Here is a 20,661-nt window from a genome sequence, read left to right on the forward strand (position 1 = left end):
GCGGCACTACATCAAGCAGCAACCGCTTCAACCACCGCCGACGCCGTCAACAACACCGGAATCGACTTCGAAGTCGGCGTCCCTGCGCCATCGGCCACCGAAGACAGCGGCACCAGCGGATTCGTCTCCGGGTAGTAAGCGCCGAGACACCCACGTGGAATGTCGTACTCCACCAGCAAGAAGCCGGCCGCATGACGCTCGATCCCATCTGCCCACACGCTCGTGATATCCACGCGCTGGCCCGCAACGAAACCGAGCATCGCCAGATCGTCCTTGTTGGCGAACAGCACGCGCCGCTGCCCATACACGCCGCGATAGCGGTCGTCGAGGCCGTAGATCGTCGTGTTGTACTGGTCGTGTGAACGCGTCGTCATCAAGGTCATCAGACGCTCGCCGTGCTCTGCGCGCGCTTGATGAATCGGCGTGTCGACGTCAATCGCATGCACCAGGAATTGCGCTTTGCCGCTTGGCGTTTTCCAGATCCGCTCGCGTGACGCCACGCCCAGATGAAAACCGCCTGGCTTCTTCAGGCGCTCGTTGTAGTCCTGGAAGCCTTCGATCACCTGCGCGATGCCGTCGCGAATCAACGCATAGTCGGCCGCCTGAGCAAGCCAGTCGACCTTGCCACTGCCGAGCATGGCGTGCGCCATGCGCGCAACGATTGCAATCTCCGACAACAGATTCCCCGAGGCTGGCTTATTCATGCCGTACGAGATGTGCACCATGCTCATCGAATCCTCGACGCTCACGCCTTGCGCCACACCATTTTGCAGATCGATTTCGGTGCGCCCCAGCGTCGGCAGAATGAGCGCATCGCGGCCGTGCACGAGGTGGCTGCGGTTCAGCTTGGTCGTGATGTGCACGGTCAGGTCGCACGAGCGCATTGCTTCCCATGTGCGCGGCGTGTCCGGCGTCGCGATCGAGAAGTTGCCGCCGAGGCCGATGAACACCTTCACCTTGCCGTCGAGCATCGCCTGAATCGTGTTGACGACGTCGAGGCCATGCTCGCGCGGCGGCTCGAAATCGTAGACTTCGCCGAGCCGGTCCAGGAACGCTTGAGTCGGCCTTTCTTCGATGCCGACCGTACGGTCGCCCTGCACATTCGAGTGCCCGCGCACCGGGCACAAACCCGCGCCGCGGCGGCCGATATTGCCGCGCATCATCATCAGGTTTGACAGAATTTGCACCGTCGGCACGGAGTTCTTGTGCTGCGTGAGGCCCATACCCCACGTCGATATCACCGCGCGGCCCTTCACGTAGATGTCAGCGAGCTTCAGCACGTCTTCAAACGGCACGCCCGATTCGGCGACGATGGTGTCCCAGCTTTCCGCACGCAAATCGTCGGCGAACGTATCGAAGCCGACGGTGTGTTCGGCGATGAACGCGACGTCGAGCACACGTTCGAGGCCTGAGGCCAAGGCTTCGTCGTCGAGTTCGATCACGCGTTTGGCGACGCCCTTGATCAGCGCGAAATCGCCGCCAACCTTCGGCCGGATGAACACGGAGCTGATCTTCGTGCTGCCCATCGTGATCATCTCTACCGGATGTTGCGGGCTTGCAAAGCGCTCGAGGCCTCGTTCCTTCAGCGGATTGATCGACACAATGGTCGCGCCGCGCTTCGCACATTCGCGCAGCTCGCCGAGCATACGCGGATGGTTGGTCGCCGGATTCTGGCCGAAGATCAGGAGCGTATCGGCGTGTTCGAAGTCGTCGAGCGTGACCGTGCCCTTGCCGATGCCGACCGTGTGCGGCAAGCCACGGCTGGTCGCTTCGTGGCACATGTTCGAGCAGTCGGGGAAGTTGTTGGTGCCGTACATGCGCACGAACAACTGGTACAGGAATGCGGCTTCGTTGCTGGCGCGGCCCGACGTGTAGAAGGCGGCACGGTCGGGATTGTCGAGGCGCTTCAGGTGATCGGCGATCAGGTCGAAGGCTTCGTCCCAGCCGATCGGCACATAACGGTCGCGCATCGCGTCGTAGACGAGCGGGTCGGTCAGACGGCCGTGTTGTTCCAACTCGAAATCCGACTGCGCCATCAGTTCTTCGACTGTGTGCTCCTCGAAAAAAGCCGGCGTCACGCGCTTGCTGGTCGCCTCGGCGGCCACGGCCTTGACGCCGTTTTCGCAGAACTCAAAGGTCGACGCATGCTCGCGATCCGGCCATGCGCAACCCGGGCAGTCGAAGCCGTCCGGCTGGTTCTGTTTGAACAGCATGCGGTAGTCGCCGCCCGTCACCTTTTCCTTGATCAGGTTGATGGCGACGTATTTGAGCGCGCCCCAGCCAGCGGCGGGGTGCGTATACGGTTCGATGCGAGCTTCGGGTTTCTTCATGATCTTGCCGCCGGGTGAGGCTTGGACGAGGCTTTTATGCCGATGCATAGAAGCCTACTGTGTTCCAAAAACGGCGCAGCATACAGAAAAACGGAAAGCGGAGGGATACAGTTGCTCGATATTTGTCATAGACTGGCGTTCTCACCCACGCGTTTGTTTGAGCCAGGTCCTTGAAACTGTACGAAAAACTCGCTGATGAAATGACCGAAGCCGTGCGCCGCGGCGTCTTCGCGGCGGGCGAGCGGATTCCGTCGGTGCGGCAGGCGAGCCAGCAGCACGGCGTCAGCATCAAGACCGTGCTGCACGCGTACGCGTTGCTGGAAAGCAGGGGGATTGTCGAGACCCGGCCGCAGTCGGGCTATTTCGTGCGCGACGCGGTGGCGACGGCGGCAGCGCTCGATGAGCCGCGTCTGAGCCGCCAGCCGGCAGCCCAAACGCCACCGGTGGCTGCCGCAGTCGACGTGAGCCGCCTCGTGCTGTCGACCCTGCGCAGCATCCGCGCGCACGACGCTGTGCCGCTCGGCTCGCCGTATCCCGATCCGTCGCTGTTCCCGTGGCGGCGCATCAACCAGTACGCGAATGCGATCGCCCGGCGCCATGCGAGCTGGAATCTGATCGACGACTTGCCGCCCGGCAATCCCGAACTGATCCGCCAGATCGCGCGGCGTTATGCCGAGAACGGCGTGCCGGTCGATCCGGATGAAATCATCATCACGCTTGGCGCGACGGAGGCGATCAACCTCAGCTTGCAGGCGGTCGCCAAGCCGGGCGATACGGTTGCCGTCGAATCGCCGACCTACTACGCGATGCTGCACGCCATCGAGCGGCTCGGCATGCGCGCAATCGAAGTGACGACGCATCCGGTCCATGGCATCGATATCGAGGCGTTGGCCCAGGTCATCGCCCGGCAGAAGATCGCCGCGTGCATGGTGATGCCGAACTTCCAGAATCCGCTCGGTTTCCAGATGCCGGACGCGCGCAAGCAGCAACTGGTTGAACTGCTCGCCGCGCACGAGATTCCGGCCATTGAGAACGATGTCTATCAGGAGCTGTACTTCGGCGAGTCGCGGCCGTCGACCTTGAAGAACTTCGATACCAAGGGGCTGGTGCTGCATTGCGCGTCGTTTTCGAAGAGTCTGACCGCGTCGTACCGGATCGGTTGGGCAATGCCGGGGCGCTATCGCGCGCAGGTCGAGAAGCTGAAGTTTCTCAACACGCTGACGACGCCTTCGGTGCCGCAAGTCGCCGTCGCCGATTACCTCCGGCAGGACGGCTACGACCGGCATCTGCGGCACGTGCGCAAGGTCTACCGGCAGCAGGCGAGCATCATGATGGCGATGGTCCAGCGGTTTTTTCCGGCGGGCACACACATGTCGACGCCGCAAGGCGGGTACGTGCTGTGGGTGGAATTGCCCGAACGTGTCGATTCGATGCGGCTCTATCAGGCGGCGCTCGCGCGCAGCATCACGATCGGGCCCGGCATGATGTTTTCGATGCGCAATGATTTTCGCCACTTCATCCGGCTCAACTACAGCTATCCGTGGACGGCGCAGACCGAGGCGGCATTGAAGACGCTGGGTGAACTGGTAGCGCAGATGGCTCGATAGGGCCTGGTGGGGCATGGTAGGGCATGAGAAAAGCGAGGAGACATTCACGATGGAAGACGACGAACTCGATCCGGTGCTGGTCGCCATACTGACGCAGTTGTGGCGCGCGTATCAGGAAACGCCAGGCGGCGCGTGGTCGCTCGCCAAGCTTTCCAAGCAGGCGGACGTGCCGATGAGCGGTTTGCGGCGGCAGTTGACGGCGCTGGTCGACGGTGGGTTGGTGGACACCACCTTCAACGAGGAAGGCACGGGGACGGCGCGCTTGAGCGAGATCGGCCAAGGCTTGTGTGCGGAGCTGTTCGGTGAGGGCGGTCCGCCTGACGATGACCAGGCAGACCCGCCGCCACAGGTTCACTGAGTTGCAAATGAATTCGGCGCGAGGGCGACGGATGTGCCCTCAGCGTGCGAGCGTTACGGGCCCTCCGTGCGCTCGCAGCGATTCTTCTGCACCCTGCCTTGTAGCTGGCTCATGCCGCCATCGACGATGGCGTACCAAAATACAGATCCCGTTATGGGCGAGATAACGAATAATAATTTTCCGCTGAAATTGGCCTTCGAATATGACCCCCTATGCTGGAGCCTTGCCCGGGACGATCCCGAGCGCTGTGGCAGGCCCCTGGAAACCATCTTCGGAGAATTCATGAAAACAAAGCTGGCGCGAGTGCTGCATCACTCATTGCGCATCAAAACCGTCCGGACCGTTCGCACTGTTCTTGCGGCAGCGTTCGGCGCGTCCCTCGCGTTCAGTGCCGGGGCGGCAGCAGCTGCAACCGCGCAGCCGCTCGGCATCGCCTTCGTATACCTCGGCAATCCGGGTGACGCCGGTTGGACCTATGCGCATGAGCAGGGCGTGAAAGAGGTCGAGGCGAAATTCGGCGACAAGATCAAAGTGACGCGCGTCGAGAACGTGCCGGAGTCGGCGGATTCGGAGCGCGTGTTTCGCGATCTGGCGTCCAAGGGCAACAAGATCGTGGTTGGCTCGAGCTTCGGCTTCCAGGATTTCGAGTTGAAGGTCGCCAAGGATTTCCCGGACGCCGTGTTCGAACATGCGACCGGCTACAAGAAGGCCGCCAACTTCGCCACCTATGACGTGCGCACCTACCAGAGCGCCTACCTGGCCGGGCTGGTCGCCGGTTATACGACCAAGTCCAACACGCTCGGCTTTGTCGGTTCGGTGCCGGTGCCGGAGGTGGTGCGCAACATCAACGCGTTCACGATGGGTGCGCGCTCGGTCAACCCGAATGCGCGCGTGAAGGTTGTGTGGATCAACAGCTGGTTCGACCCGGGCCGCGAAAAGCAGGCCGCCGAGACGTTGATCGGCCAAGGCGCCGACGTGCTGATCCAGAACACCGATTCGACGGCGACGATGCAGACCGCCGAACAGAAGAAAGTGCACGCATTCGGCTGGGACTCCGACATGAAAAAGTTCGGACCGAACGCGCAGCTGGGCGCATGCGTGAGCAACTGGGGCGTGTACTACTCGCATCTGGTGGAGCAGGTCATGTCGGGCACGTGGAACAACTCGCCGGTGTGGTGGGGTTTGAAAGAGAAGGCGATCGACCTGGCCGACATCAATACGGACGCGGTGTCGCCGACGGCGCAAAAAGCGTTGAGCCAGAAGCGTGACGACATCATCGCCGGCAAGTTCAATCCGTTTGCCGGCCCGATCGCGGATCAGTCCGGCGTGGTGAAAGTCGCTGCGGGCAAGTCGTTGAGCGATGCTGAACTGCTGCGTTTGAACTGGTTCGTGCAGGGCGTGGACGGTTCGTTGCCGAAGTAAGAAATTGCCTGGTTTGCCTAAATATTATTAAAGATTAAAGGAGATCGCCCGTGAGTCTGACCGTTCCGAACGATGCCGGTGCCGCAGGAGTGGCGGCGACCTATCCGCCGCAGGGTTTAACGCCGACTCACGAGCAGATCGTGCGGCATCTGCGGCATTCGAGCCGGGTGGCCGAGCGGGCGACGCTGCTGGGGCATCATCCGTTCGGCGCGGTGCTGGTCGGCCCGGACCAGGAGACCGTGTTGATGGAGCAGGGCAACGTCGACACGGTGAATCACGCCGAGTCGGTGCTGGCTCGCGTGGCGGCGTTGAACTTCACGCCGGAGTACTTGTGGAGTTGTACGTTGTACACGTCGGTCGAGCCTTGCTGCATGTGCGCCGGCACGATGTATTGGGCCAATATCGGCCGCGTCGTGTTTGGTATGACCGAGAAGAGGTTGCTGGAGGCAACCGGGGATCATTCCGAGAATCCAACCATGAGCGTGGATTGCCGGTATGTGTTCGATCATTGCCAGAAGCCCGTCGAAGTGATTGGCCCGGTGGTCGACGTGGAGGGCGAGGTGATGGATGTTCAGCGGAGGTTCTGGAGCGGCAGGTAGGGTTTCTTGCCTACGCTTCGCCGAAGTCTGTTTACCTGCGGTGGGCAAAGAATTAAAACGTAAGGTCCAATACCGCAGGCAGACACTAACAGGCCAATCTCACTGTGCCGAGCCGGCACGAGCATCGCCAGTCCGCAAAAACAGTCGCCGCCGAGTGGCTGATATTTCCACCGGCCGGTGTTCTCCATTGATCACAATGGAACGCTGGTCATTCACGACGATCCCGGGATTCGCCGCGGTGTATCGAAGCATCGCGGTTTCGGGTTGTTGTCGCGCGGGCATCACTGCCTTGCGCTGAGTGCCCGGTTCGGCCGGCACATCGGGCCCGTCAAGGTTCCCGTTCGCACACTTTCGATCAGCCGTTGCAGTTCCCCGATCCGCGTCGCATACCACGTCCCCGACACGCCGCATCGCATCCCACGTCCTCGACACGCCGATCGCGGCAATTCGCTTCCCTCGCCCACTTGCTGTCACTGTCGGTGAGGAAGGCGCGGCCGTTGATGACCCGCCGCCACGCTTTCCAGTACAGTTGTCCCGGCGTGTCATCGAGCTTCGAAAGCGCAGGGTCGTTGCAGATCATCCGTTCGGTGAGCGAGCGTCCCCTGTTGCAGTCGAAGCTGGTAGCGTGAGCGGGCAGATGCGAGAGCATCAGTGCGGTGACAAAAATTGGCTTCGCAAGGGGGCGCACTGGAACGGGTAGGGCAAGCCCGTAAGCATTTGCCGGGTGGTTTCAGGCATGTGTATTGCAGATGCAGATGCAGATGAGGAGGAACCTTGGCCGCCACACCGCTTAAGCCGACGGCCAGGCCCGACGCATTTACACGTGCGTTCAGGTAGGCACGCATGCGGGCCGTAGCGGCACGCACGCAAACGCGGGACGTAAAAACGGGAAAAAAAATGAAACGACACCTCGTTCGATGTATGTACGCGGCGGCCGGCTTGCTGGCGCTGCCAGCAGTGGCGTCCGCACAATCGCAGGCTTATACGAACAGCACGGTCAACGTGCGCGCCGGGCCCGCTTCGGATTACCCGGTCGTGACGCAGTTGCCGGGCGGCGTCCCGGTTAGCGTGATGGGTTGCATCAGCAGCTATCAATGGTGTGACGTCGCCGCTCCGAACCTGCGCGGATGGGTGTACGCGGGGCGGCTCAGCTATCCCTATCAGGGCAGCAACGTGCCGGTGATGAGCTACGGGACGGTGATCGGGCTGCCGATCGTGACGTTCTCGATCGGCACTTATTGGGGAAATTATTATCGGGGCCGGCCGTGGTACGGCCAGCAATCCCGCTGGGCGCATCATCCGCCCCCGCCACCGCCGCGACCCGGTGCCGGACGGCCACCAGGGGGCCGTCCGCCAGGCGGTCCGCCGCCGGGGAATGCGGGTGGACGGCCGCCGGGAGGTCCGCCGCCAGGGAATGCGGGTGGACGGCCGCCGGGTGGTCCGCCGCCGGGGAATGCGGGTGGACGGCCACCGGGAGGTCAGTCACCGGGTAATGCAGGTGGTCGGCCGCCAGGAGGTCAGTCACCGGGGAATGCGGGCGGGCGTCCTCCGGGCGGCCAGCAGTCGGGCAATGCGGGTGGCCGGCCGCCGGGCGGTCAGCAGTCGGGGAATGCCGGCGGGCGTCCACCGGGAGGTCAGCCACCGGGTAATGCGGGTGGACGGCCACCGGGCGGCCAGCAGCCGGGTAATGCCGGTGGCCGTCCACCGGGCGGTCAGCAAGGCGGCGGGAATAATCGGCCTCAAGGCGGGTCTCCGCAGGGCGGCGGCAGACCCTCGGGTGGAGGAAAAGAGGGAGGTGGAGGCGGCCGGCCACCGGATCAGCATTGATCGGGGTAACCGTACCGGCGGCTGGGAAGTCGCCTCGACTCGTGTGAGCCTGATTCGGGTTCCGCATCGCCGCGAAGCGCGAGCGGAACCCGTCTGAGAGCGTTCGCTGTAGCGCCATCGCTGTCCGCGCGTTGGCCACACGGCGAGCCGGCGCTTCTCTTCAGTACGCCGCGTTCAGAAACGCCGAACTGACCGCGCGCAAGGTTTCCTGCGAGCGCGGGTCGCTCAGCCGCGTATGCAATACCACCTTTGAGGTCGGCAGCGGCGGCAAGCCGAGTTGCTCGCCGACCTCGACCGCTCCCGCCGGCGCTACGCGCTGCGCCAGCGCGGCCACGGCGAGCCCTGCGCTGACGGCCGCGCCGACGGCCATCACGCCGCCGCCGACGAACACTTCGGTCCACGCAATCCCGGCCGCATCGAGCGCGTCCGTGGCAATCGCGCGAATCCCGCACGGCGCGGCGAGCGTCGCCAGCTTGAGCGGCTGCCCCGCGCGATGTTGCCAGCCCGGCGCCGCGAACCATCCAAGCCGCTCCTCAGCCAGCAGTTGCCCATCGCGGCGATCGCCCTCGCGACGGCCGATTGCCGCATCGACTTCACCGCGCTCGAACCATGCCAGCACGTCGCGTGACGCGGCAATGCGCACCTCGATCACGAGCAGCGGATCGTAAGCCGCGAGCCGTCCCAGCAACGCCGGCAGATTAGGCCCCGCCACGTGGTCGCTGATGCCCAGTTTGAGCCGGCGTTCCGGCGCGTCGGCGGTCCCCGCCAGGGCCCGCTCGTGGGCGAGCAGCAATTGCCGGGCGGCGCTGATGAAGGCATCGCCGCGCGGCGAGAGCCTCACCGCCCGCGGCGTGCGCTCCAGCAAGCGGTAGCCCAGGCGCGCTTCGAGCCGTTTGAGCTTGAGGCTCATCGCGGCCTGTGACGTATCCATGACTTCGGCAGCGCGCGTGAAGCTGCCGAGATCCGCAACCAGCACAAAGGCCTGGATCGCATCCAGATCGAGAGGACGGGAGAGTGCTGACATATCGAAACTTTATCGCAGATATAAATCACCATATCTTGCTGTAATGATCGCGCCGGCGCAAGCTCACCACCAGTCGATACCACAAGGAGTTCGCCATGCTTGCCAAACAGTATTCGCACCGTCTGCCGTCCACCTACGACATGGGGATCATCCGCGAGCGCGCGACGCGGCGTGGCCCGTTGTGGGACGCGACCGAGGGGCTGGGATTCAAGGCTTTTGTACTCCGTGAGCGGGGCCGCTATGGCGCCACCGCGAACGTGTATTCCGCGGTGTATCTCTGGCTTGACGCCGAGCAGACCGCCGACTTCTTCATGGGCTCGCGCTTTCAGAACGTGATCGACGACTTCGGCCGTCCCGATGTCGAAACGTGGCTGCCGCTCGATGCCCGCAAAGGTCCGGCGCAACGGGCGCTCGCGTTGTATCGCGACGAACAGCCGATCGGCGAGCAGGACAACCGCGCCGAGTTGCGCGCCGCGCATACGCAGCAGAACCGTCACATCGCGGAGCAGGACGATACGGTCGCCGTGGTCTGCGCGCTCGATGTCGCCAACTGGAAGCTGATCCGTCTCACGCTCTCGGCGGCGGCACCGGTCGCCACGGCGGGTCGCACGGTCTACGAGGTGCTGCATCTCGCGCGGCCGGGCGTCGCGAGCCTGAAGTGAGCGGCAGCGGCGCTTCCGGCAGTAGGGCGGGTGAAACGGGTCTGACAGCCGCGTCGGCGATCCCTTCTCAACCCGCGCGGCCAGCGCCGCTCGATGCCCGCGTCGCGCTGGCCGCACACCTGGCAGGGCTGGCGCTGACGGCGGGTGCGATCGTCGGATTCGCTGTGTTAATGGTGTTGTCGCTTCATTGGCTGACCGGGTAGGCGGCCGGACCATGCACTTCGCGCGCTATGCATCGCGATTAAAGTGCGCCGGTCTCGCGTAAACCCCGGTGCGCCGCGTACACTAACTTGCCGATGTGGGGTTAGGGGGCGCACAAATGACACGCGAAGCGACATCAGATTGCACGATGGGAGCAACGCCTGAGGGCACCCGCTACGGGCCGGACCGGGCCGAAGGGGTGTTGGCGTCGGAGCGTACGGTGTTGCGGCTGATTACCCGCAACACCCCGCTGCCGGAATTGCTCGATGAAGTATGCCGCCGCGCGGAAGCGCTGCTGGGCGATGGTGCGACCTGTTCGATCCTGCTGCTCGACGCGGACGGCGTACGCGCGCGCGTGGGCGGCGCACCATCGCTGCCGGCGCACTTCAGTGCCGCGATCGACGGTGTCGCGATCGGCCCACGGGTCGGATCCTGCGGCACCGCGATGTACGAGCGGCGCATGGTCGCTGTCGAAGATATCGAAACCGATCCCCTGTGGGCCGATTTTCGGCACCTCGCGTTGCCGCTCGGCTTGCGAGCGTGCTGGTCGGTGCCATTTGAAAACGATGCCGGCACGGTGCTGGGCGCGTTCGCGGTCTATCACCGCACATCGCGCCGACCGAGCGCCGAAGAAGCGGCGATGCTCTACGACATCGGCCACAGCGTCGGTCTCGCGGTCCATCAGGACGCCATGGCGCAACGCCTCGCGCACAGCGAGGAGCATCACCGGCTGGTTGTGAACCATCTGAACGAAGGCATCATCGTGCAGTCGCGCGACGGCGTGGTGCTGGCCTGCAATCCGAGCGCGCAGCGCATTCTGCGGGCGGGTGCCGACCTGATCGGCCACGACATTCTGACGGTGATGGTGCGTGCGTATCACGAGGACGGTTCCATCGTCACCGAGACCGATCGCCCGACCACTCGAGTGCTGGCGACCGGCAAACCCCTGCTCGGCGTCACGATCGGTCTGGAGCTGACCGACGGCGATGTCATCTGGATTACTGAAAATGTCGTGCCGATCATCAAGCCGGGCGACAGCGAACCCAGCTCGGTGCTGATCTCGTTTACCGACATCGGGCCCGTGCGCGAGGCGCACCGGCAGCTCAAGTTTCTGGCCACCCGCGATCCACTCACCGGCCTCTACAACCGCGCCTACCTGGCCGAGCGAATGCGCGATCTGTTCGAGCCGGGTGGGGTGGCCGGGGTGGGCGAGCTGGCGCGGGTCGCCGTGCTGTTCGTCGATCTGGACGGGTTCAAGAAGGTCAACGACACCGCCGGTCACGAGGCGGGGGATGCGCTTCTGTGCAGCGTGGCAGAGCGGCTGTCGGCATGTGTCGCGCTGGACGACACGCTCGCGCGCGTGGGCGGCGACGAGTTCGTGATCGTGGTCAGCGCTTACGAAAACACGGGTCATCTGATCGCGCTCGCCCAGCGCATTCTCGACACGATCGCGGTGCCGATCGCGGTGGCGGACATCGAGTACTACATGGGCGCGTCGATCGGCATCAGTCTGTTTCCCGAAGACGGCCAGGACGTGCCCACGCTGATGCGCAACGCCGACTCGGCGATGTACCACGCGAAACAATGCGGCCGCAACAATTTTCAGTTCTTCACGGCCGAGTTGAATCAGCATCTGCAACGCCGCTTCCTGATCGAGCAGGCGTTGCGGCGCGCGCTGGCCACCAACGAACTGAGCCTCGTGTATCAGCCGATCGTCGACAGCCAGTGCGGCCGCACGATCGGTGCCGAAGCGCTGCTGCGCTGGTACAACAGCGAGTTGGGCAATGTCTCGCCGGTGGAATTCATCCCCGTGGCCGAAGATGCCGGCCTGATCGTCGAGATCGGCGCCTGGGTGCTGGCGCGGGCCTGCGAGCAGGTCGCGCAATGGCGGCGAACGCTGGCGCCGGATCTGATCGTTGCGGTGAATCTGTCGCCGCGCCAGTTCAAAGGCGGCCTGGTGCAGCGGATCGAGCACTGTCTCGAGCAGTCCGGACTCGAGCCGGAGGCACTGGAACTGGAGATCACCGAACGGCTGTTGATGAGCGACAGCGACGCTGTCTTGCCGATGCTGAGCGCATTGAGCGCGATGGGCGTGCGGATTTCCGTCGACGATTTCGGCACCGGTTATTCGTCACTGTCGTATTTGAAGCGGTTTCCGCTGCATAACCTGAAGATCGATCGCTCCTTCGTCGCGGGATTGCCGGATCATCGCGATTCGATTGCGATCACGCAGGCGGTGGTGGCGATGGCGCATTCGCTTGGCATGAATGTCACGGCGGAAGGCGTGGAGACCGCCGAACAGGCGGCGTTTTTGCGCGGGATCGCGTGCGACAAGCAGCAGGGGTATTTTTATAGCCGGCCCGTGGGAGCGAGTGCTTATGCGCGTAGTTTGTGTGACGCGCAGGTGGGGCTGGCCGACGCGTCCTGATTGTCCTGGCGCTTCCGGCCACCGCCACCGCCACCGCCACCGCCACCGCCACCGCCACCGCCACCGCCACCGCCACGGGTGCCGCAAACCCACTTCACCGGGCGGGTTAATACCGCAGCCGGACCCGGCTGCCGGGGGCGCCCAGACCCGATTGTTCAGTCTGACGAACAAGTGCCTTCGCGTTCCCGGTATTTATCCGCGCCCCCCATCTCCCTAAAATCCTCCCATCGAATGTAAATTCCGCGCCGTGCCGAAGCGGCCCAGCGCGATGGGAGCCGTTATGCCAGCCTTAATTACAAACCAGCTTTATCGGCCATCGGTGGTCCTGCCGATGGTCGCCCTCATGCAGGTGATGGTGTCGCAGGATTTCAACCTTGGGCAGGTCGGCTGGGTCGTCGCGACGCGCGGCGCACAGGCCGCGCTGCAACGCTCGCGCGAATTGATCTGCGCCGTGCACTGCCACGCCTGAACACAACCAGGCGCAATCCCCACCAGTCGGCCGGCGCCGACCCCTCGGCGGGGCGAACACGGATCGCAAACCGATATGCCGCCTTGCGCAGCGCAACAGAAACAATCAGAAAGGGCGATCACGGCAACGCGAGGCGCTGAGGGTAAGATGCTACGACCTGCCCCCCAGCCTCGGGAGATCTGCCATGCCACAGCACTTCGACGCAGTCGTGATCGGTACGGGACAAGGCGGTGCGCCGCTCGCTGTGCGTCTCGGTGAAAGTGGCCGTAAAACCGCAGTCATCGAACGTGCGGCCTTCGGCGGGACCTGCGTGAATGTCGGCTGCACGCCGACCAAGTCTTATGTGGCCAGCGCCCGGGCGGCCCACGTGGCCCGCCATGCCGCGGAGCTGGGCGTGCAGGTGAGCGGGGCGGTCAGCGTCGATCTGGCAGCGGTCAAGGCGCGCAAGGACAGGATCATCGGCCAATCGCGCGACGGCGTCGAGAAATGGCTGCGCGGCGCGGTTAACGTCACCGTCTTCACCGGCCACGCGCGCTTCACCGGCGCGCATACGCTCGCCATCAGCGGCTCGGACGGCGCGGTGTTTGAGGAGCTCAGCGCCGACGAAATCTTCATCAATACCGGCACGCGCGCAGTCGTGCCGCCGCTCGAAGGGCTCGAGCGAATTCGCTACTACACCAACTCCAACCTCCTCGAACTGACGGAATTGCCGGGCCATCTGGCGATTGTCGGCGGCAGCTATATCGCGCTCGAATTCGCGCAGATTTTTCGCCGCTTCGGCAGCCGGGTGACGGTGCTGGTGCGCGGCGAGCGGGTGCTGACGCGCGAGGATGCCGACTTCGCCGACTCCGTGCAGAAGGTGCTGGCGCGCGAAGGGGTCGAGTTTGTCTTCGGCGTGCAGCCCTCGCGGGTCGAGCCGCATCCGCATCGAGACAACGAGGTGTGCATCGGCTTTGAGCAGAACATTCCCGCGCTCGAAGCCTCGCACCTGCTGTTCGCCACCGGCCGTGAACCCAATACCGACGACCTCGGCCTCGACGCCGCCGGCATCGCGACGGACCGGCACGGCACGATTCCCGTCGACGGCCAGTTGCGCACCAACGTGCCGGGCGTCTGGGCGATCGGCGACATCAACGGGCGCGGCGCTTTTACCCACACTTCGTACGACGACTTTCAGATCGTCGCGGCCAATCTGCTCGCCGGCGGCGCGCGCAGCGTCGACACGCGGATCATGGCGTATGCGGTGTTCGTCGACCCGCCGCTCGCGCGCGTCGGGCTCTCGGAGGCCGACGTGCGCAAGGCCGGCCGTGACGCGCTGATCGCCACCATGCCGATGACGCGGGTAGGCCGCGCCCGCGAACGCGGCGAGACCGACGGCTTCATGAAGGTGCTGGTGGACGCAGAGAGCAAGCAGATTCTTGGCGCGGCGATTCACGGCATCGAGGGCGACGAAGCGGTGCACACGTTCATCGACATCATGACGGCCGGCGCGCCGTATCCGACCTTGCAGTACGCCTTGCACATTCATCCGACCATCAGCGAACTGGTGCCGACCTTGCTCGATGGACTCAAGCCGATGAAATGAACGGTGCGTTCCCGTGGCAAACCGGGTGACGAGCGCGATGGGCAAAAACGCGCAGCGAATGCAGGTGACGAGCATAGCCGGAGCACAAGCGATGAAACGCGTAATCGATAGCGGCAATCTCTTCGATCTCAGCGCGCCGGCGAGCCCTGACGAGCAAGTCGAGGCGCTCGTGGAAGAAGCCGGCGTGAGCATCGAGCGGATCGTCTCGAGGGGGCACGCCAGCCCGCCGGGCTTCTGGTACGACAGTCCGCGCGCCGAGTGGGTCGTCCTGCTGAGCGGCGCGGCGACGCTCGAATTCGAAGGCGAGCGTGAGCCGCATCCGATGAAACCCGGCGACCACGTGCTGATTGAAGCGCATTGCCGGCATCGGGTGGCATGGACGAGCGACACCGAGCCGAGCGTGTGGCTGGCGGTTTATTACCCTGGCGTTGGCCGCTGATTGAGCGCTGGACAGCGCCAGATGGCGCCCGACAGCGTCAAACGAGGTGATGGGTAATGGCCGATAGCTGAGATCACCTCACCGTAACGGGATTACACTCAAACTGGCACGTATCCGGGAGCAAAATCATGAATGATGCCGACCCCAAAAGCACTTTTCGCGGTCTTCCGTTGACCCCGGAACAGGACGCGGAAGTCAGGCACTACATCAAGAGACAGAAGCAACAGGGCGCGGAGTGGGACACGCCAGATCTGGCGGCCATGCTTCGGGACATGCTGGAGCCCCCGGGCGATGACGACGCGGAATTTGATCCCATTTTCGACGAAACGAAAGCAGTCGCGGAGCGTGCGGCGGCTTCGATCGACGAGTCGATGGACCCGATTGAAGCCAGCGAGGAACTGCACGCGGCCATGGAAATCGAGGCCATGAAGGGCACGAGACGTTGAGCCTGCATCCCAGAACCACTGACGGACGGCGCTTGTCGACCCCGCGGGGAACGGTCGCGCATCCACCACGAGTCAGGGAAAAAACATGAGCATCAGCATCGTCCAGCTTGGGTCTCCGAGGACAGCCGACGAAGGGCTGCGTATCGGTACCGTTCGGCGACCGCCACGCGGAGTACCGCGGACGGAATTCAGCACCCGCGACTACTACGATGTGTGGCTGCCGAATCTGTCGCCTGATGCGGAGTTGGTGAAAGAAGCAAAGGCGGTCGCCAGCGACGCAGAGTGGGCCGCGTTTGCGAAAAAATTCCGGGCGGAGATGAATGGCAGCGATGCCGGTAAGGTGTTGGACCTGCTTGCCGCATTGTCAAAAACGACGCACTTTGCCATCGGCTGCTACTGCGAGGACGAAAGCCGGTGCCATCGCAGCATTCTTCGTCAGTTGTTGGACGAGCGGGGTGCGCTGATAAGGTGATGCGTGCGTACGCATTCGACCGGCATTCGACAAGTCCCGTTGCGATCGCCGATAATCGGCAGCGCGCGCCTGCCTGGGCGGCCCGCATACTGCGTGTCCGGCCGGCAATTGCGGTGCGCCATGCCCGCAAGCGCACGTCTTCACAATCGCGACTACACAATCAGGAAACCGACCGATGGGCAAGGGACGCGTCGAAGCCTTCAGCGATGGTGTAATCGCCATCATCATCACGATCATGGTGCTCGAGTTGAAGGTGCCGGAAGGCTTCGATCTCGCCGCGCTGCGCCCCGTGATTCCCGTATTCTGCGCCTACGTGCTGAGCTTCATCTACGTCGGCATCTACTGGAACAATCATCACCACATGTTCCATGCCGTGCAGAAGGTCAACGGCTCGGTGCTGTGGGCCAATCTCCATCTGCTGTTCTGGTTGTCGTTGCTGCCGGCCGTCACCCATTGGATCGGCGAAAGCCATCTGGCTTCGTGGCCGACCGCGACGTACGGCGCTGTGCTGTTCATGTCGGCGATTGCCTATTTCATTCTGACCCGCGTGCTGATCCGCGAGCACGGCACGGAGTCGACGATCGCGAAGGCGGTCGGCAACGACTTCAAGGGCAAGGTCTCGGTCGTTATCTATCTGGCGGGCATTGCGCTGGCATTTGTTCAGCCGTGGCTTTCGGCTGGGCTCTACACTTTGGCCGCGGCGTGGTGGCTGGTGCCCGACCGGCGCATCGAACACCTGATGGAAGCATAAGCATGTTGCTTGCGCTCAAGCTCGCGCTAGTGCCCGCGTTTCTCGCCGCGCTGACTGTGGCGGGGCGTGTGTGGGGACCGTCGGTGGCGGGATGGCTAGCGGGGCTGCCGGTGGTGGCCGGCCCGATCGTTTTGCTGCTCGCGCTGGAGCGTGGGCCGGCGTTCGCAGCGCAGGCGTCGGCGGCGTCGATCGCGGCGATTGCTGCATCCGAGGCGTTCAATTTTGCGTATGCGTGGACTTGCCGGCGTTCAGCGTGGCCGTTGGCGCTGACGACCGGCATGCTCGGGTGGGTCGGCGTTGCGATGCTGCTCACGCATTTGCCGGGTGGACTGATGTGGGCGGTGGCCGCGGGCTGTGTCGCTGTGGCCATTTCGCAAAACGGCTTGCCGCGTGTCATGGGCCACGTGCCGGCAGCGCGCCTCGGGCTCGGCGACCTCGCAGTGCGCATGCTCGCCGGCGCGCTGCTGACGGTTGCGGTGACCACACTGTCTGCGTCGATGGGTGCGACGTGGAGTGGGCTGCTGTCCGTGTTTCCGTTGCTCGGCATCGTGCTCGCGGTGTCGGCGCAGCGCGCGCATGGCGCGGACTTTGTCGCATTGTTGATGCGCGGCATGGTGATCGGGCGCGGCTCGTTCGCGGCGTTTTTTGCCGTGACCGCGATGATGCTGCCGCACTATGGCGTGTGGTTGAGCTTTGCGTGTGCGTCGATGGTGTCGGTGGCGGTGCAGGGCGCGACCAAGCGGATGCTTGGCACGAGGCGGCCGGTGCAGGCCTTGACTCGCGAGCTTGCCGAGTAGCAGTCGGCGGATTGAGCGTTTGAACTCAGCGAACAGCCGCAGCAGATTTGATCGTGTGGGTTTGTTGAACGGCTGCCGGCTGATTGAACGCGTGAACTCGCTAGACGGCCGCAGACGGGTTGAACGCGTGAACTCGTCGGGCGGTCGCAGACGGGTTGAACGTGTGAACTCGTCGGGCGGTCGCAGACGGATTGAACGCGTGAACCCGCCGAACCGCTGCAAGCAGACTGAGGCCGTTTGCCCGATACTGGCATCATGACTTCGCGCACTCACAACTCCCCCGCCACCCGAATCGGCCTGATCTCCGACACGCACAACCTCGTGCGTCCTGAAGTCCTGCAGTACCTCGCAGGGTGCGATGCGATCATCCACGCGGGCGATATCTGCAAACAGGCAGTGCTCGATGCACTCGCGCAGATCGCGCCGGTCACCGCCGTGCGCGGCAATAACGACATCGACGAACCGGTCGCGTTGCTGTCGACACACGTCAAGCTGACCGTGCAACAGGTAACGATCCTAGTCGTGCATGACATCGCCGACGTGGTCGACGATCCGCGTCGTGAAGGCATCGACGTGGTCGTGACGGGGCACTCGCATAAGCCCGCGATCAGCGAGCGCGACGGGGTGCTGTTCGTCAATCCAGGCAGCGCCGGACCGAGGCGTTTCAAGTTGCCGATTTCCGCTGGGCTGCTGATCATTGAAGGCGCGCACGCAAGCGCGACGTTCGATTCTTTGGTGACGTAAAAAAACGGGCCGGCAAATTTGAACTGCACCCCAAAAATTGGACACCGATCCAACCTTTGGGGTGTTTTTCATGGCGAAGTACAGTGAGCGGTTAAAGCTGAAAGTGGTGAAGCAGTATCTGGGCGGCGCCGGCGGGACGCGGCTGCCCGGCGCTCGCTACTGCACGTGACACGTAGGCGATACGCGTACTACTTCAGCGGCGGCTAGCTACCGCGCAATCCAGGATCAGGCACGCGCCGTAGCGGTGGCAGCGTAGCCTTCCTCCATCTCCGCCGCTTCACGTTCGCCGCGCAGCACGGCATGCGCTTCTGCACGCGTTGCGACACACGGGCCCGAACCGAGCAACGGCTTGCGGGCCGTTTCACGCAGCGCAAACACCGACACGATACCGATCAGCGACGCGCCCATCAGGTAGTACGCGGGCATCATCAGATTGCCGGTGCTGTCGACCAGCCATGCCGTCACGAGCGGCGTTGTCCCGCCAAACAGCGACACCGAAATATTGAAGCCGATCGCGAGCGCACCGTAGCGGATCCTGGTCGGGAACAGCGCCGGCAGTGCCGACGGCATCACGCCGGTGAAGCACGACAGCAGCACGCCGAGAATCATCAGGCCGCCGAACACCGGCAGCACCGTGCCCATGCGGATCAGCAGCAGCGCGGGAATCGACAGCGCGAACAGACCCACGCAACCGAACAGCATCACGGGCTTGCGGCCAATCGTGTCGGATAGGTGGCCGGCTGCCAGCGTCATCGGCATCATCAGCACCATGACGAGCAGCACGAGGAAGAGACCGTGCGTTTCGTTGAAGTGCAGCGTGGCCGACAGATAGCTCGGCAGATACGAGAGCGCCATGTAATCGGTGACGTTGAAGATCAGCACGAGGCCGACGCACAGCAGAAGCGGCTTCCATTGCTGCATGAGCAGCTCGCGGAACGATTGCTTCGGGAGCGCTTTGTCTTCGGCTTCGCGTTGCTCGGCCTGCTTCTTGAACGCGGGCGTTTCTTCGAGCTTCATCCGGATGTAGAGGCCGACCAAGCCCAACGGGCCCGCGATCAGGAACGGCACACGCCAGCCCCACGAGAGCAGTGCGTCGTGCGACAGCGTCGCCGTCAAGACCGCGACCGTACCGGCGCCGAGCACATAGCCGATCAGCGTACCGAACTCGAGGAAGCTGCCCATGAAGCCACGGCGTTTGTCCGTCGAGAATTCAGCGATGAAGGTGGCGGCCCCGCCGTATTCGCCACCCGTCGAGAAGCCTTGCACCAGCCGCGCGACCAACAGCAACGCCGGCGCGAAAATGCCGATTGTTGCGTAGCTCGGAATCAGGCCGATCGCGAAGGTGCCGATTGCCATCATGATCATCGTCATGGCCAGCACGCGCTGACGGCCGATGCGGTCGCCCAGCGGCCCGAACACCATGCCGCCGACCGGCCGTACGAGGAACGCCGCGGCAAACGTGCCGAAGGTGGCGATCAACTGGGCGGACGGGCTCGACGACGGGAAGAACACTTTGCCGAGCGTGACAGCAATGTAGCTGTACACGCCGAAATCGAACCATTCCATTGCGTTGCCGAGCGCCATGGCGCCGACGGCTCGCTTCAGGAGAGATTTGTCGACGACGGTGATGTCGTCGAGGGAGAGGCGTTGTTCTTCTTTGTGGTGTCGCCAGAAGCCGTTGCTGGAAGCGGTCAAGGTGAAAACTCCAATGACTGCGACGAAACTCATGAAAACGCGCATGAACGTTCCGCCACGGGTGCTGGGGAAGTGCAGTTTCGCGAGTAGAGCGATGGCGTCTCTTTCGCCCGGAGGCGATAGAAGAGGGCGTGAAAAAGAAAATAAAACGCCCGTGCCTCGCGAATTATTCGCGAAAAAACACTCGTCTAGATTGTGCTGACTGTTGCATCTGCGTGGCCGTGGAAGGGGGGCAGATGCATGAGGACGCTGGGGTGGCTGAAAGCTGGCCCATGCGCCGCTGGAAGGCTTGAAACGAAAAAGGCCGGTGCTGGATCGCCGCTTATGATGCGGGCTGAAGCGGTGAAACGACCGACGAGCCTTCTTGTATAAAAACTATTCAATTCAGCGCGGCGGCGTGCAGGGAAAACGGCACGGTGAGCCAGCTTGAAAAGAACGCGACTGAGGGTGAAATGCTGTTGGAACGGTGAACATGATAGCACGATGACAGATGATCGTGCAAACCCGGGATCTGGCCGCAAGTCGGCGGAGGGCGCTCAATCCCGCGTGTGGTGGGGGATTCAGCGGATTGCGACGGTATGGAAAGGCGGCTTAAAAGTGGCCGAAAATGGTCCGGTTAGTGAATTTTGGCGAGGCCCAAAAACGGCGCATGGCGCAATGGGAAGCCGACGAAAGTAGCGGCGAAAGGCTCGACGAAAATGTGCTGCATCGAGTGGCGAACGGGGCGATAAAAAATCTGGCGTATCTAGCAGCGAAACGCGGGCAAACAGGCGAAAAAACAGGCGAAAAAAATCCGCGCTCGCGG

20 protein-coding genes are annotated in these 20,661 nt (G+C 63.5%); 17 read left to right on the forward strand and 3 right to left on the reverse strand.

All coding sequences use genetic code 11. The features are described from left to right. Nucleotides 1-11 precede the first annotated feature (11 nt). On the reverse strand, nt 12-2,330 hold the full coding sequence (locus tag HHL24_RS02685) for an FdhF/YdeP family oxidoreductase (protein WP_169483851.1): 2,319 nt from the start codon (nt 2,328-2,330) through the stop codon (nt 12-14). A 170-nt stretch (nt 2,331-2,500) separates the two neighbouring features. Between HHL24_RS02685 and HHL24_RS02690 the strand changes: the two genes are divergently transcribed. From HHL24_RS02690 to HHL24_RS02710, 6 genes are all read left to right on the forward strand, one after another. Further along, a complete protein-coding gene (locus HHL24_RS02690; protein ID WP_169483852.1) occupies nt 2,501-3,937 on the forward strand; it encodes an aminotransferase-like domain-containing protein in 1,437 nt (478 codons plus the stop codon). Between the two features lie 49 nt (nt 3,938-3,986). Then, the gene (locus tag HHL24_RS02695) at nt 3,987-4,295 is read left to right on the forward strand and encodes a winged helix-turn-helix domain-containing protein (RefSeq protein ID WP_169483853.1); all 309 of its coding nucleotides are present in this window, start codon (nt 3,987-3,989) and stop codon (nt 4,293-4,295) included. Nucleotides 4,296-4,577: 282 nt separating this feature from the next. Next, a complete protein-coding gene (locus HHL24_RS02700) occupies nt 4,578-5,717 on the forward strand; it encodes a BMP family ABC transporter substrate-binding protein (RefSeq protein WP_169483854.1) in 1,140 nt (379 codons plus the stop codon). 50 nt (nt 5,718-5,767) lie between these two features. Continuing rightward, on the forward strand, nt 5,768-6,316 hold the full coding sequence (locus HHL24_RS02705) for a nucleoside deaminase (RefSeq protein WP_169483855.1): 549 nt from the start codon (nt 5,768-5,770) through the stop codon (nt 6,314-6,316). A gap of 500 nt (nt 6,317-6,816) precedes the next feature. Then, nucleotides 6,817-6,945, forward strand: coding sequence for a hypothetical protein (locus tag HHL24_RS44750; RefSeq protein WP_329606582.1), 129 nt, complete (start codon nt 6,817-6,819; stop codon nt 6,943-6,945). Between the two features lie 268 nt (nt 6,946-7,213). After that, nucleotides 7,214-8,143, forward strand: coding sequence for an SH3 domain-containing protein (locus tag HHL24_RS02710; RefSeq protein WP_169483856.1), 930 nt, complete (start codon nt 7,214-7,216; stop codon nt 8,141-8,143). A gap of 160 nt (nt 8,144-8,303) precedes the next feature. Here HHL24_RS02710 and HHL24_RS02715 read toward each other — a convergent pair whose 3' ends face one another. Next, nucleotides 8,304-9,167, reverse strand: a complete 864-nt coding sequence (locus tag HHL24_RS02715) for a LysR family transcriptional regulator (protein WP_169483857.1) — start codon at nt 9,165-9,167, stop codon at nt 8,304-8,306. 95 nt (nt 9,168-9,262) lie between these two features. Here HHL24_RS02715 and HHL24_RS02720 point away from each other — a divergent pair, with 95 nt between their 5' ends. The 11 genes from HHL24_RS02720 to HHL24_RS02775 all read left to right on the forward strand — a co-directional run bounded on the left by HHL24_RS02720 (nt 9,263) and on the right by HHL24_RS02775 (nt 18,161). Then, nucleotides 9,263-9,829 carry a DUF4865 family protein gene (locus HHL24_RS02720; protein WP_169483858.1) on the forward strand — a complete coding sequence of 189 codons (567 nt, stop codon included), beginning with the start codon at nt 9,263-9,265 and terminating at the stop codon, nt 9,827-9,829. Further along, complete coding sequence (locus tag HHL24_RS02725) at nt 9,826-10,032, forward strand: hypothetical protein (protein WP_169483859.1); 207 nt, start codon at nt 9,826-9,828, stop codon at nt 10,030-10,032. The genes HHL24_RS02720 and HHL24_RS02725 overlap by 4 nt, the downstream gene beginning before the upstream one ends. Nucleotides 10,033-10,148: 116 nt before the next feature. Beyond that, the gene (locus HHL24_RS02730) at nt 10,149-12,458 is read left to right on the forward strand and encodes a putative bifunctional diguanylate cyclase/phosphodiesterase (protein WP_169483860.1); all 2,310 of its coding nucleotides are present in this window, start codon (nt 10,149-10,151) and stop codon (nt 12,456-12,458) included. Nucleotides 12,459-12,738: 280 nt separating this feature from the next. Further along, entirely contained in the window at nt 12,739-12,927 is a 189-nt protein-coding gene (locus HHL24_RS02740; RefSeq protein WP_169483861.1) for a hypothetical protein, read from the forward strand. A gap of 184 nt (nt 12,928-13,111) precedes the next feature. Then, the gene (locus tag HHL24_RS02745) at nt 13,112-14,512 is read left to right on the forward strand and encodes an FAD-containing oxidoreductase (protein ID WP_169483862.1); all 1,401 of its coding nucleotides are present in this window, start codon (nt 13,112-13,114) and stop codon (nt 14,510-14,512) included. A 91-nt stretch (nt 14,513-14,603) separates the two neighbouring features. After that, nucleotides 14,604-14,951, forward strand: coding sequence for a cupin domain-containing protein (locus tag HHL24_RS02750; protein ID WP_169483863.1), 348 nt, complete (start codon nt 14,604-14,606; stop codon nt 14,949-14,951). A gap of 128 nt (nt 14,952-15,079) precedes the next feature. After that, the gene (locus HHL24_RS02755) at nt 15,080-15,397 is read left to right on the forward strand and encodes a hypothetical protein (RefSeq protein ID WP_169483864.1); all 318 of its coding nucleotides are present in this window, start codon (nt 15,080-15,082) and stop codon (nt 15,395-15,397) included. A gap of 85 nt (nt 15,398-15,482) precedes the next feature. After that, the gene (locus HHL24_RS02760; RefSeq protein ID WP_169483865.1) at nt 15,483-15,869 is read left to right on the forward strand and encodes a DUF488 domain-containing protein; all 387 of its coding nucleotides are present in this window, start codon (nt 15,483-15,485) and stop codon (nt 15,867-15,869) included. Nucleotides 15,870-16,044: 175 nt separating this feature from the next. After that, on the forward strand, nt 16,045-16,620 hold the full coding sequence (locus HHL24_RS02765; RefSeq protein ID WP_169483866.1) for a TMEM175 family protein: 576 nt from the start codon (nt 16,045-16,047) through the stop codon (nt 16,618-16,620). Between the two features lie 2 nt (nt 16,621-16,622). Continuing rightward, the gene (locus HHL24_RS02770; RefSeq protein ID WP_169483867.1) at nt 16,623-17,417 is read left to right on the forward strand and encodes a hypothetical protein; all 795 of its coding nucleotides are present in this window, start codon (nt 16,623-16,625) and stop codon (nt 17,415-17,417) included. Between the two features lie 255 nt (nt 17,418-17,672). Further along, nucleotides 17,673-18,161 carry a metallophosphoesterase family protein gene (locus HHL24_RS02775; RefSeq protein WP_169483868.1) on the forward strand — a complete coding sequence of 163 codons (489 nt, stop codon included), beginning with the start codon at nt 17,673-17,675 and terminating at the stop codon, nt 18,159-18,161. Between the two features lie 225 nt (nt 18,162-18,386). Here HHL24_RS02775 and proP read toward each other — a convergent pair whose 3' ends face one another. After that, on the reverse strand, nt 18,387-19,889 hold the full coding sequence (gene proP / locus HHL24_RS02785; protein ID WP_230417320.1) for a glycine betaine/L-proline transporter ProP: 1,503 nt from the start codon (nt 19,887-19,889) through the stop codon (nt 18,387-18,389). Between the last annotated feature and the right edge of the window lie 772 nt (nt 19,890-20,661).

The organism is Paraburkholderia polaris (assembly GCF_012927345.1).
Lineage (GTDB): Bacteria > Pseudomonadota > Gammaproteobacteria > Burkholderiales > Burkholderiaceae > Paraburkholderia > Paraburkholderia polaris.